Below are 11764 nucleotides of genomic sequence, written 5' to 3' on the forward strand. Positions count from 1 at the left end.
GGCAGCCCTGCCCGGACTCCGTGCCGGACGCGAAACGGGATGGCCGTGGCCCTGCCGAGACGGCCACACTGCGGTCATGCCTCTTCCTGCTCCGTACGAGTCGGAGTTGCGCGCACTGGAACGGAGATACGTCTCCTGGAGCCAGACAGGCCCGCTTCGCCTGCGCTATCTGAAGATCATGGGGGTCAACGCCCTCCGGGACGACGAGCCGCGACGCTCTTTGCTCGTGCAGTCGCTGGCCGAAGACGCACGACAGATCACCGACGATGAACTCGACCTCCTCCTCACGAGCGAGTGGCGTGCCCGTCTCACCGCCGCCTGGCTGATCGGGCTCGATCACCGCACACAGTTTCGTGACAGGATCGGTTCCCTGCTGCGCGACGGCCCTTTGATGAAGGCCGGCGCCGGTTACGCCCTCGCCCTCGCCCGCTTCGGACAACACTCCGACGCAGCGCTGCTGGCCACGTGTCTCGAGCGCAGGCTGTCCACGCCAGAGCCGTTCTACGAACAGCACTTCGTGATCGGCGCGCTCCTGTATCTGGACGAACGGCTCGGAACCGATCATGCGTGGGACATTCCGGGCCGCTCATGGCGACAGCCCGTAGCCGGCGAGGAGGTCCGGGAACGGTTCAAGGACTATATGAAGCAACTGTGCGCGTTCGCCGACGAATGCATGCTTCGAACATCCAGCGAACCAGAATGAGCGTGTGGAAGTCGATACGTTGTTCACGCAGCCGACGGGCGCGTCAGCCGGCGTTCGGCTCTGCGGGCAGCCACTGGAAGTCGTCTGCGGGCTGCCGTGCCGGGGCGAGCCAGCGCAGGTACGGGTCGGCCAGGGCGAGCAGGCCGTCGTCCTGGCGGCCATGGCCCCGCAGGCTGACTCCGACCAGGTAGAGGGTGTTGCGCTTGGCCAGCGGCCCCTGCAACGCGGGCACGGCCACGTTGGTGGCGGCGACCAGACCGGGGGCTTCGGCGAAAGCCCAAGCCACCGGTCGTCGCTGGGCGATCTCGTCAAGCCGGTTGAGGAAGGCGGCCCTGGACCGGGCGCCCAGGTAGCTGAGCAACGACGCGGTGAAGACCACGATGGGCTCGCTGCCGGGCAGATCGGCGAGCAGCCGGGCGGTATCGGCGGCGGCGTCGCCGCGCACGACGGGCGGGACTCCGGTCGAGACGGCGAGCTCCATGGCGCCGCGCAACGTGGCCAATCCGTCCACGTCTTCGGGCCAGATGAAGGCCTCCAGCCAGGCCCTGTCGACCGGATCGGACAGCGAAACCGGCCGCATGTCGATGCCGAGTCTGGAGGTGATCTTCGGGAGGGGCCGGTGGAGCCGGTCAGCGGACGTGCCGCCGCGGAGGTCGCACGAGATGACGACAGGTGAGTCCGCCGCCGGGGTCATTTCCCGGCCGCCGATACGGTAGCGATAGCGGTCGAGCAGCAGGTTGAGGCCCGCGCTCGCGCCTACCTCCGCGAGGGCGACCGGTTCGCCCCAGCGTTCGCTGACATGGCCCAGCGCGAGGCGAAGGGCCGCGCAACGGCGGATCTCATTGGTCTGGGTGGACCCGGTGCGCAGCAGGTGGCCCAGTTCGTCGCCGTGCTCTGCGCAGAATGCGGCGAATGTTGGTATGAGCTGATGGTCGACCGGTCGCCGGCCCCCGTGAATCGGATAATAGGAAGCGAGCGCGGCGTCGGGATGCGCCGCCAGGATGGAGTTCACCGCCGCGAACAGCAAGCTGGGCCGACCCTGATCGCGTGGTGTCCGCATGAGCAGGGCAAGCAACTCGTCATTGCCTGTTACCCCCCTGCTCAGTGCCTCGTATACCAGGGATCGGCCATGCCCATGAGTGGCGGAGAAGACGCCGAACAGGCGGCGTAGATGCTCCGCCTCCACGCCCTTGTCGGCCGATTGTTCTTCGGACAACCACATTCACCTACCTTGAGTGCGTCAGCGTTTGCGCCGCTCCAGGAAGGCGGTCATCCGGGCCTGTTTGTCCTCGCTCTCGAACAGGAGGGCCTGGGCGGCCAGGTCGAAGGTCGTGGTAGCGGGGCGGGTGCTGCGCAGCGCGAGCTTGGTCAGTTCCAAGGCCCGCCAGGAGCGCTCGGCGATGGTGGCCGCGAGCGCCCTGCCGCGTTCGGGCAGGTCCTCACTGCTGTCGGCGACCTCGTCGACCAGGCCGGCGGCGAGGGCCTCGCCGGCGTCGAGCCGCGCGCCGGCGTACAGCATGCGGCGGGCGGTGGCCAGGCCGACCAGTTGCGGCAGCCGCCAGTTCGCCCCCGCGCCGGCGATGATGCCCAATGAGAGCTCCGGCTGGGCGAACCGCGCACCCGGTGAGGCGATGCGGAAGTCGCAGGCCAGCGCCAGCTCGCAGCCGCCGCCGAACGCGGGGCCGTCGACGAGCGCGATCGTCGGCCAGCGGTGGGCCTCCAGCCGTTCGAACAGGCCGGCGTTGATGGCCAGCAGCGCCGCGTCGGCGTCGCGCTCCCGCAGTTCGGCGATGTCGGCCCCGGCGGCGAACATGCCGGGCGTGGTGGAGTGCACGATCAGGACGCACGGCTCGCGGCGGGCCTCGTCGAGCACCGCCGTCAGCTCGGTGACCATCGCCTGGTCGAGCGCGTTGTGCTTGGCGGGCCGGTCGAGGCCGACCCACCACAGGTGGTCTTCACGGCGGACCTGGACCAGCGTCATGACGTCACTCCGCTCCCGTCAAAGGCGTTTCGGTCAGAGCGCGGCGGCGCAGCAGCGGGGCGGGCCGGTAGCGCGGGTCCCCGTAGACCTCCTGGAGGATGCTCACGATCTCGTCTACGGTCTCGGCGCCCCACCGGTCCCCCCACGCGAGCGGGCCGAGTGGGTGGCCGGCGCCCAGCCGCATGGCCGTGTCGATGTCGGCGGCGGTGGCGATCCCCTGCTGGAGGGCGTCGACGGCCAGGTTGACCAGCATCGCGACGGTCCGCGTGACGATGAGGCCGGGCGTGTCGTCGATGACGTGCACGGCGAGGCCGGCGGCCTGCAGCAGGCCGATCGCCTCGTCCAGAGCCTCCTCCGGGCAGCCGTCACAGGGCGCGACGGCGATCGCGGTGGCGGTGGCGTCGTCCAGCGTACGATCGACGACGATCACCGCCCGGCCGTGGTCCTCGACCAGTTCGGTGGCCATCTCGCCGTTGCTGCGGACGAGCAGGGCGCCGCTCGGCAGGACGACCGTGCCGTTCGACAGCTCGCCGCCGCGGACGTCGACCTCGGCGCGGGTCAGCAGCGGGCGCAGGTCGTCCGCGTCGTTGTCGGTCACCTCTCCGGCCGGGGCCGGGCGAGGCGCGGCCGGGGTCGCCGCGGGCGGCCGCGCGTCCTCGCCGTAGGCGTAGACGCCCCGCCCGCTCTTACGGCCGAGCCGGCCCGCCTCCACCAGGGCGCGCTGCGCCGGAGACGGCGCGAAGCGCGGGTCCTGGGCGAACGCCGTCCACACCGAGCGGGTGACGGCCTCGTTGACGTCGTGGCCGATCAGGTCCATCAGCGCGAACGGCCCCATCGGGAAGCCGCCGGCGCCGTTCAGGACGGCGTCGATGGTCTCGGGTGCGGCGGCGCGCTCCTCGTAGACCCGCCAGGCCTCGGCGTAGTACGGCCGGGCGATCCGGTTGACGATGAACCCCGGCGTCGCGGCGGCGCGTACGACCGTCTTGCCCCACCGCTCGACGAGGGCGGCGGTCCAGTCGGCGAGCTCCGGCGACGTGTCGGCGCCGGCGATCAGCTCGACCAGGCGCATGCGCGGCACCGGGTTGAAGAAGTGCAGGCCGAGGACCCGTTCGGGGTGCTCCAGACCGGCCGCGATCGCCGTGGGCGACAGGGACGAGGTGTTGCTGGCCAGCACGCACTCGGGGCCGACCGCCGCCTCCAGGTCGGCGAACAGCCGCCGCTTGACCGCCAGGTCCTCGACGATCGCCTCGATCACCAACCCGGCGGGGGCGAGCGCGGCGGCGGAGTCCACGGCGGTCAGGTCCAGTGCCTCCGGGTCCGCGTCGATCTTGCCGCGGGCCACGAGGGTCTTCACCCGCTCGCGGATCCCGGACACCGCGCGGTCGGCGGCGCCGGGGACGGCGTCCAGCAGCAGGACCGGGTGGCCGGCCAGCGCGGCGACCTGGGCGATGCCGGTGCCCATGGTGCCCGCGCCGACCACGGCGACGACGTCGTGCATGGTGTTCCTCTCACCCGATCCGGCGCAGGCTCGTACGGTAGCGTGCCGCGTTCTCCTGGTAGAGGGCGACGGCCTCGGCGATCCACTTGGTGAGTTCTCCCGGCGCGGGCCGTTCCCTGGCCGGGACGCCCACCGCGATGTGCCCGGCGGAGATCCGGGAGTCCTCGGTGACCAGGGCGGCGGCACCCACCGCGGCGCCCGGCTCGATGACGGCGCGGTTCAGGACGGTCGACCCGGATCCGATGAGGCAGTCGTCGCCGACCGTGCAGCCCTCCAGGTGGGCGTTGTGGCCGACGACGCAGCGGTCGCCGATGAGCGTCGGCCACTCCTCGGTGGTGTGCAGCACGGTGCCGTCCTGGATGGAGGTGGCCGCCCCCACCTCGATGCGCCCGTAGTCGCCGCGCAGCACCGCGGCGGGCCAGACCGAGGCGCCCGGCCCGATCGTCACCGCGCCGATCACGGTCGCGTCCGGGTGCACGAACGCGTCCGGGTGGATGTCGGGGGTCAGCTCGCCGAGGGCGTAGATCGCCATCAGGTCTCCGGCTTCAGGTTGTAGACGCGGGCGGCGTTGCCGGCCAGCACGAGCGCGGCGGTCTCCTCGTCGGGGCAGAGCGCGGCGATCGCGCGCGCGTTCCTGGCGATCCCCGGCACTCCCGGCCAGTCCGTGCCGAAGATCATGCGCCGGGTGAGGCGGTTCCAGTTGTGCTTGGCGTAGTAGTCGCGCAGGCGGGACGGGGGCAGCCCGGACAGCTCGATCCACACCCGCTCGTTGGACAGGGCCATGAAGGCGGCCGCGTCGTACCACCAGCCCCGGCCGCCGTGCGCGAGCGCGACGTTCAGCCGCCGGAAGTCGCGCAGCACGTCGTCGAGCAGGACAGGGTCGGCGAAGCGGTTGCTCGAGCCGGGGAACGTGCTGGTCCCGCAGTGCACGACCAGCGGGATCCCGGCCGCCTGGCACACCTCGTACGCGGGGTACAGGGCCCGGTCGTTGGCCGCGACGCCCGCGTGCACCGGATGCAGCTTGCAGGCGACCGCGCCGAGGTCGAGCTGGCGCTGCAGCTCCTCGTCGATCGGGTAGTGCAGGTGCGGGTTGATGTTGGCGATCAGCTTGATCCGCGCCGGGTGGTACGCGGTGAGCGGCAGCATGTCCTCGACCGGCTGGTACCCGGTCGCCTTCGGGCTGTACTCGGCGAGCACGAGCGCGACGTCCACGCCCTCGTCTGCCAGGTACGCGTCGAACCGGGCGGGGTCGACGGTGCCGGAGGCGTCGTAGACCCGGTCGAGGACCTCCCGGTCGCCGAAGTCGTGCGCCCACTGCCGCCACGCGGGCTTGAGCGTGGGCAGCCGGGCGGCGTGCAGGTGGACGTCGACCAGGGGCATGCCGTCGAGCATCAGACCGCCTCGCAGGCGGCGGAGTCGATGGGTTCTGCGGGCACCCTTCCATCCTGGCGGATCGCCGTACGCCCGGTGAACCCGGCGGCGTTGTGAGTCATGACAACGCGGCCTCCTGCTGCGGGCCGGACAGCACACCGGCGGCGTGCGCCCGCAGCTCCACCCTCCGTATCTTGCCGGTCGGGGTGGTCGGCAGGGTCTCGACGAACAGCACCCGGCGCGGCCGCTTGAACGACGGCAGCCCCGCCCGGCAGAACTCCACGAGCTCCGCCTCCGTCACCTCGGCCGCCGTGACGACGTAGGCGACCGGCTTCTCCAGTCCGTCGGTGTCGATGCCGGCCACGACGACGGCCTGCGCGACCGCCGGGTGCGCCAGCAGCCGGGTCTCCACCTCGGCCGGCGACACCCACATGCCACTGGCCTTCAGCATGTCGCTCGTACGGCCCTGGCAGACGTAGTAGCCGTCGGCGTCCCGCACGTACGTGTCGCCGGTGCACAGCCACTCCCCCTGGAACACCTGGCGGGACGCGGCGTACCGGGACCAGTAGCCGGTCGCGGCCGACTCGCCCCGGACGTACAGGGTGCCGGGCGTTCCGGGGGCGACCTCGCGCCCGTCCTCGTCGAGGATGCGCAGCTCGTAGCCGGGCACCGCGCGGCCGGTCGTGCCGGGCCGTACGGAGCCCTCGGCGTTGGACAGGAAGATGTGCAGCATCTCGGTCATGCCGATGCCGTCGAGGATGTCGACGCCGAAGTGCCCGGTCCACCGGTGGTAGAGCGCGGCGGGCAACGGCTCGCCGGCCGACGCCGACAGCCGTACTCCCCCGAGCGCCGTGGGAGGCAGATCCGCGCGGAGCATGTTGGCGAAGAACGTCGGCCCGGCGAAGAACAGCGTCGCGCCGTACGTGCGGGCGCGTTCGGCGAGCAGGTCCGGCCGGGACGGCGCGGGTTCCAGGATCGCGGCGGCGCCCGCCCAGAGAGGGAACAGCAGCGAGTTGCCCAGGCCGTACGCGAAGAACGCCTTGGCCGCCGACAGGCACCGGTCGCCGGGGCGGATGCCGAGGACCTGGGCGCCGTACGTCTCGCACACGACGCGGACCGAGCCGTGGCGGTGCATCGCGGCCTTGGGCGTGCCGGTGGTGCCCGACGTGTAGAGCCAGAACGCCGGGGAGTCGGCCGTGGTCGCGGGGGGCGCGCCGTCCGGTTCGGCGGCGGTCAGGTCCGCGAGCGCGTACACCGGCAGCGGGACGGTCATCGCGGCGCCGTCCGCGGCGAGGACGCCGGCCAGTTCGGGCGCCGCGGCGGCGGCCTCGGCGGCGACCTCGGTGAACTCCGGCGTCACCGCCAGCAGCCGTGCCCGCGAGTCGCGCAGCAGCTCGGCCAGCCCGTCGGCGTGCAGCATCGTCGACACCGGCACCGGGATGGCGCCGATCCGCAGGGCCGCGAGGAACACCGTGACGAAGTCCGGCGAGTCGGTCATGAACATCAGCACCCGCTGCTCGGGCAGCAGCCCGATCGCGCGCAGCCCGGCGGCGGTGCGCCGGACGCGGTCGTGCAGCTGAGCGTAGGTGAGGTCCCCGCCCGCGCCGGTCAGCGCCAGGCGGTCACCGTCCCCTCGCTCGAGGTGGCGGTCGAGCAGGTAGATGGAGGCGTTGAAGGGTTCGCTCATGGGCGGCCGTCCGGCTTTCAGGCGAGGTGGACCTGGTCGTGGTCGGGCTTCAGACGAGGTGGACGTAGTCGTAGTCGAAGGGCTTGCCGTTGATGCCCTGGCGGGGCGGGGCGATCCAAGCGGCGATCTTGCCACGCTCGTACACCGGGCGCATCAGCGACCGGACGTAGGTCTTGTCGAGGTCGGTGGGCAGCCACTCGCCCTTGCGCCGGTCCCACTCCTCCTGGGAGACGACCTCGCCGTCGGGGGTGGCCTGGATTCCGGCGAACGCGCCGACCTGCCGGTTGAAGGCGACGCTCGGCAGGCGGAGCCGCTGTGGCAGGCCGGCCTCCTCCAGGATGCGGTTCCACCGGTTGACGCCGCTCTGGCAGTCGGCGATGTACTCGCGCCGCAGGTCGGTGTTGAGGCCGACCAGCGCCGCGACCTCGGTCTGCCCGATCCGGCCGTCGACGACCGCGTCGACCATGATCGAGTCGTCGGTGAGCCGGTGGTCGTCCCTGCGGCGCTCCTCCGACCAGCGGCCCTTGATCCCGGCGGTGAAGTAATTCGCGACGTTGGTGGAGGTCTCGGAGCCGAACAGGTCCAGCGACACCGAGTAGTGGAAGTTGAGGTACTTCTGGATCACGCGCAGCGGGATGCCGCCGTGCCCGACGACGTCGTCGGTGTCGTGCTCCAGCATCAGCTCCACGGTCCGCCGCACCACCCGGTCGATGCCGGTGGTGCCCACGAACATGTGGTGGGCCTCCTCCTTCAGCATGAACTCACACGTCCGCGACAGCGGGTCGAACCCGCTCTCCTTCAGCGTGCCGAGCTGGTACTTGCCGTCCCGGTCGGTGAAGTAGGTGAACATGAAGAACGACAGCCAGTCCGGCGTCTCCTCGTTGAACGCCCCCAGGATGCGCGGGGCGTCCTCGCTGCCGGAGTTGCGGTGCAGCAGCTCCTCGGCCTCCTCGCGGCCCTCCCGGCCGAAGTAGGCGTGCAGGAGGTACACCATCGCCCACAGGTGGCGGCCCTCCTCGACGTTGACCTGGAACAGGTTGCGCAGGTCGTACAGGCTCGGGGCGGTCGCGCCGAGGTTGCGCTGCTGCTCGACCGAGGCGGGCTCGGTGTCGCCCTGGATGACGATGAGGCGCTGCAGCTCCGCGCGGTACTCCCCCGGCACCTTCTGCCAGACCGGCTCGCCCTTGTGCTCGCCGAACGCGATGCGCCGGTCCTGGCGCGGCTCGGCCAGGAAGATGCCCCAGCGGTAGTCGCGCATCGCGACGTGGCCGAAGTGCGCCCAGCCCTCGCGGCCGACGTTGATCGCGGTGCGCAGGTAGACGTCCTCGGTGGGCAGGGTCGGCCCCATCGACTCCCACCAGGACAGGAAGTTCGGCTGCCAGGACTCCAGGGCCCGCTGCAGGCGCCGGTCCTCCCGCAGGTCGACGTTGTTGGGGATCTTCTCGCCGTAGTCGGCGGTCGTCGTCATCGTCAGACTCGCTTCTGGTCGAAGTGGGCGCGCCGTCCGGTGCCGAACCTGCGCAGCGCGCCGTCCGGCCCGGAGGCGTTGGGGCGATTGAAGATCCAGTTCTGCCAGGCGGACAGCCGGCCGAAGATCTTGGTCTCCATGGTCTCGGGACCGGCGAAGCGGTAGTTCGCCTCCAGGCCGGTGAGCGCGTCCGGGCTGAACCCGGCCCGCTCCTCGACCGCGATGCGGACCTCCTCGTCCCAGTCGATGTCGTCGGGGGTGAAGGTGACCAGGCCGAGCCGCTCGGCGTCCTCGGCCCGCAGCGCCTTACCCTCCGCGGCCTCGGCGGCGGCCAGCCCCTCGGCGTCACCGTGGAAGCGGGTGGCCAGGCGGCTGAGGCCGTTGCCCATCGGCAGCGGGCCCACGTTCATCGGGCCGACGGTGATCGCGGCCGGCTCGGCGTCGGGATCGACGTCCTCGAACACGCCCAGGAGCTGGAAGGACCGGTCGGCGGCCAGCGCGAGCTCCAGCAGGGAGCCGGCGAAGCAGCTGCCGGGCTCGATGAGCGCAATGAGGCTGCGGCTCGTGACGTCGAGGCGCTTCAGCGTGCGCTTCAGGTACAGGACGATCTCGCGGACCAGCCAGTCTCCGGAGTGCTCCAGCAGCAGCGCGTCGTACGCCAGCACCCGGGCCGCGTCGCCCTTCGCGCGGAACACCCAGGTGCCCAGCTCGGTCTCGTTGGTGCGCAGGTCCAGGATCAGGTCGTCGAGCTCGCGGGTGAGCGCGAGGGTCCAGAAGTCCGCGCCCTGGGCGTGCACGCCGGCGGCGTCGGCCGGAGCGTCGCCGTCCGGGCCGAGGACGGTGATCTCCACGACGCCGCGCTCCCGATCGAGGACGGCGTCGACGTACCGGTAGCCGACGCGGTCATCGGTACGCGTCTTGGCCAGGGGGGTCAGCTCGACGCCCCGCCCGCCGGCGGGCCGGTCCGAACGCGTCGCGAGGGCCGCGGCGCGCTCGGCGACCGTACGGTCCCACGCGGTGCGCGGCACGGCCTCGTCCACCAGCCGCCACTGCACGGCCTTCCTGCCGCCGAGCCCCTCCGTCTTGGTGGAGAAGTAGTCGGCCAGGTCACGCCGTACGTGCCGCTTGTCGACGACCCGGGTGAGCCCGCCCGTGCCGGGCAGCACGCCGAGCAGCGGCAGCTCGGGCAGCGACACCGCCGAGGAGCGGTCGTCGACCAGCATGATGTGGTCGCAGGCCAGGGCCAGCTCGTAGCCGCCGCCGGAGGCCGTGCCGTTCAGCGCGGCGAGGTAGGTCTGCCCGGAGTTGGCGCTCGCGTCCTCGATGCCGTTGCGGGTCTCGTTGGTGAACTTGCAGAAGTTCACCTTCCAGGAGTGCGAGGAGGCGGCGAGCATGCGGATGTTGGCGCCCGCGCAGAACACCTTCTCCTTGCCCCCGGTGACGACGACCGTACGGACCTCGGGGTGCTCGAAGCGGAGCCGCTGGACCGCGTCGTACAGCTCGATGTCCACGCCCAGGTCGTAGGAGTTGAGCTTCAGCTCGTATCCGGGGACCAGGCCGCCCTGCTCGTCCACGTCCATCGTGAGAGTGGCGACGGGCCCCTCGCAGCTCAGTCGCCAATGTCGGTACCGCGACGGGTCGGTACGGAAGTCGACTCTTCGCGGCCGGGTGGGCTCCTCGGCCGCCGCGTTCGGCTGGACGGTGGGCTCGCCGGCCACGCTCATCAGGGAATCCTCCCGTCGATCCGGATGAAAATACTCTACAGAGGCATCGATGCCCGTCAAGCCTTCGTAGAGCATTCGCCATGGAGCATCCCCTCGCCGGCCCGTCCGCTCCGGACGCGCTCAGCGGCGCAGGTGGGGCAGGACCTCGCGGCCGTAGAAGTCGATCACATGTCGCTGGTCCGTCTGGCCGGAATGGATGAACGGCGTGACGCCCTCGTTCAGGAGCCGCTGCAGCGCCGTGATGTGCACCTGCGGATCCGTGCCTCGCGGCCACGCGGAGTACACCTTCTCCAGCGGCCAGCGCTGTTCGGCCAGGCGCTGGATCGTCACCGGATTCGGCTGGTACAACAGGTCGCCGAAGCCGTGGACGGTGAACCGCCACTTCCGCGCGGCCTCGTTCGTCTCCGCCCGGCCGCCCACCACGACCCACGTCTCGGCGATCTTCGGCATGCCGTCGGGGTCCCGCCCCGCGGCCCGTGCCCCACGGGCGAACTCCTCGCGCAGCCGGCGGTCGCCCAGGTCTTTGACACCGCCGATCCAGCCGTCGCCGTAACGCCCCGCCAGGTAGGCGCTCTTCGGCCCGCTGGCCGCGACGTAGATCGGCACCGGCCGGTCCGGCACGTCGTACAGCTTCGCCTGGTCGGTCCGGTAGTAGGTCCCGTCGAACGTCACCCGCTCACCCGTCCAGAGCCGGCGGATGAGCCGGATGGCCTCGATCAGCCGATCGTGCCGTTCGGGGTACCGGCCGAAGCGCCCGGTCGCGGCGAGTTCGTTGAGCGACTCACCGGTGCCGACGCCCAGGAAGACCCGGCCGGGATACAGCACCCCGAGCGAGGCGAATGCCTGCGCCACTTCGGACGGGTGGTGCCGGTAGAGCGGGCAGGTGACGCCGGTGCCGTACGTCAAGTGCGACGTACGCTCGCCGATCAGCGCCAGCGTCAGCCAGGGGAACATCGCGTGGCCTTCGTTGTCCTGCCACGGCTGGAAGTGGTCGCTCGTCCAGACGTGACCGAACCCGGCCCGGTCCGCCAGCTCGGCGAACCGCACGATGTCCGGCGTCCGGAACTGCTCATGCGCGAGCGCGATCCCGACCGGGGCCGCCGTCCGCCCGCCCGGCGCCGGCGGCGCCGCCCCTGCGGCGCGCCGCACGCCGGCGGCGCACAGCGCCGCCGCTCCGAGCATCGAGAACCGCCGCCTCGACAGGCCATCGTTCGGCTCGTCCCCCGGCCACCGGCCGTACTCCTGTCCGCCCCTCATCAGATCCCCCGCGCCTAACGACAAATAGCTCTCATCCCGGCAAATACCCATAAAACGGGAAGTCGTCCGGCTCCA

Annotated in this window: 10 protein-coding genes; 1 reads left to right on the forward strand and 9 read right to left on the reverse strand. The window is 71.5% G+C overall.

Annotated features, from left to right (window positions below; translation table 11 throughout):
* The first annotated feature begins 76 nt into the window (after positions 1 to 76).
* Complete coding sequence (locus NE234_RS18060; RefSeq protein WP_252781477.1) at positions 77 to 703, forward strand: DUF6000 family protein; 627 nt, start codon at positions 77 to 79, stop codon at positions 701 to 703.
* A gap of 43 nt (positions 704 to 746) precedes the next feature.
* Here NE234_RS18060 and NE234_RS18065 read toward each other — a convergent pair whose 3' ends face one another.
* The 9 genes from NE234_RS18065 to NE234_RS18105 form a co-directional block, all read right to left on the reverse strand.
* Positions 747 to 1925 (reverse strand): DUF2332 domain-containing protein, encoded by a 1179-nt coding sequence (locus tag NE234_RS18065; RefSeq protein ID WP_252781478.1) that lies wholly within the window; start codon positions 1923 to 1925, stop codon positions 747 to 749.
* An 18-nt stretch (positions 1926 to 1943) separates the two neighbouring features.
* On the reverse strand, positions 1944 to 2684 hold the full coding sequence (locus NE234_RS18070; protein ID WP_252781479.1) for an enoyl-CoA hydratase/isomerase family protein: 741 nt from the start codon (positions 2682 to 2684) through the stop codon (positions 1944 to 1946).
* Positions 2685 to 2688: 4 nt separating this feature from the next.
* Positions 2689 to 4182 (reverse strand): 3-hydroxyacyl-CoA dehydrogenase, encoded by a 1494-nt coding sequence (locus NE234_RS18075; RefSeq protein ID WP_252781480.1) that lies wholly within the window; start codon positions 4180 to 4182, stop codon positions 2689 to 2691.
* Between the two features lie 10 nt (positions 4183 to 4192).
* Positions 4193 to 4714, reverse strand: coding sequence for a gamma carbonic anhydrase family protein (locus tag NE234_RS18080; RefSeq protein ID WP_252781481.1), 522 nt, complete (start codon positions 4712 to 4714; stop codon positions 4193 to 4195).
* The gene (locus NE234_RS18085; protein WP_252781482.1) at positions 4714 to 5574 is read right to left on the reverse strand and encodes an amidohydrolase family protein; all 861 of its coding nucleotides are present in this window, start codon (positions 5572 to 5574) and stop codon (positions 4714 to 4716) included. The genes NE234_RS18080 and NE234_RS18085 overlap by 1 nt, the downstream gene beginning before the upstream one ends.
* 97 nt (positions 5575 to 5671) lie before the next feature.
* On the reverse strand, positions 5672 to 7240 hold the full coding sequence (locus NE234_RS18090) for a benzoate-CoA ligase family protein (protein ID WP_252781483.1): 1569 nt from the start codon (positions 7238 to 7240) through the stop codon (positions 5672 to 5674).
* Between the two features lie 49 nt (positions 7241 to 7289).
* Positions 7290 to 8708, reverse strand: a complete 1419-nt coding sequence (gene boxB / locus NE234_RS18095; RefSeq protein WP_252781484.1) for a benzoyl-CoA 2,3-epoxidase subunit BoxB — start codon at positions 8706 to 8708, stop codon at positions 7290 to 7292.
* A gap of 2 nt (positions 8709 to 8710) precedes the next feature.
* The gene (boxC, locus tag NE234_RS18100; protein ID WP_252781485.1) at positions 8711 to 10432 is read right to left on the reverse strand and encodes a 2,3-epoxybenzoyl-CoA dihydrolase; all 1722 of its coding nucleotides are present in this window, start codon (positions 10430 to 10432) and stop codon (positions 8711 to 8713) included.
* 120 nt (positions 10433 to 10552) lie between these two features.
* Positions 10553 to 11689, reverse strand: a complete 1137-nt coding sequence (locus tag NE234_RS18105) for a F420-dependent hydroxymycolic acid dehydrogenase (protein WP_252781486.1) — start codon at positions 11687 to 11689, stop codon at positions 10553 to 10555.
* Positions 11690 to 11764: the final 75 nt, after the last annotated feature.

The sequence above is a fragment of the Actinoallomurus rhizosphaericola genome, assembly GCF_024055675.1.
In the GTDB taxonomy this organism is placed as follows: domain Bacteria; phylum Actinomycetota; class Actinomycetes; order Streptosporangiales; family Streptosporangiaceae; genus Actinoallomurus; species Actinoallomurus soli.

Bases quoted from the DNA above. Each gene is read 5' to 3' on its own strand.
- boxC (WP_252781485.1), bottom strand. From the start codon at position 10,432: ATGAGCGTGGCCGGCGAGCCCACCGTCCAGCCGAACGCGGCGGCCGAG.
- boxB (WP_252781484.1), bottom strand. From the start codon at position 8,708: ATGACGACGACCGCCGACTACGGCGAGAAGATCCCCAACAACGTCGAC.
- NE234_RS18090 (WP_252781483.1), bottom strand. From the start codon at position 7,240: ATGAGCGAACCCTTCAACGCCTCCATCTACCTGCTCGACCGCCACCTC.
- NE234_RS18075 (WP_252781480.1), bottom strand. From the start codon at position 4,182: ATGCACGACGTCGTCGCCGTGGTCGGCGCGGGCACCATGGGCACCGGC.
- NE234_RS18085 (WP_252781482.1), bottom strand. From the start codon at position 5,574: ATGCTCGACGGCATGCCCCTGGTCGACGTCCACCTGCACGCCGCCCGG.
- NE234_RS18070 (WP_252781479.1), bottom strand. From the start codon at position 2,684: ATGACGCTGGTCCAGGTCCGCCGTGAAGACCACCTGTGGTGGGTCGGC.
- NE234_RS18065 (WP_252781478.1), bottom strand. From the start codon at position 1,925: ATGTGGTTGTCCGAAGAACAATCGGCCGACAAGGGCGTGGAGGCGGAG.
- NE234_RS18080 (WP_252781481.1), bottom strand. From the start codon at position 4,714: ATGGCGATCTACGCCCTCGGCGAGCTGACCCCCGACATCCACCCGGAC.
- NE234_RS18105 (WP_252781486.1), bottom strand. From the start codon at position 11,689: ATGAGGGGCGGACAGGAGTACGGCCGGTGGCCGGGGGACGAGCCGAAC.
- NE234_RS18060 (WP_252781477.1), top strand. From the start codon at position 77: ATGCCTCTTCCTGCTCCGTACGAGTCGGAGTTGCGCGCACTGGAACGG.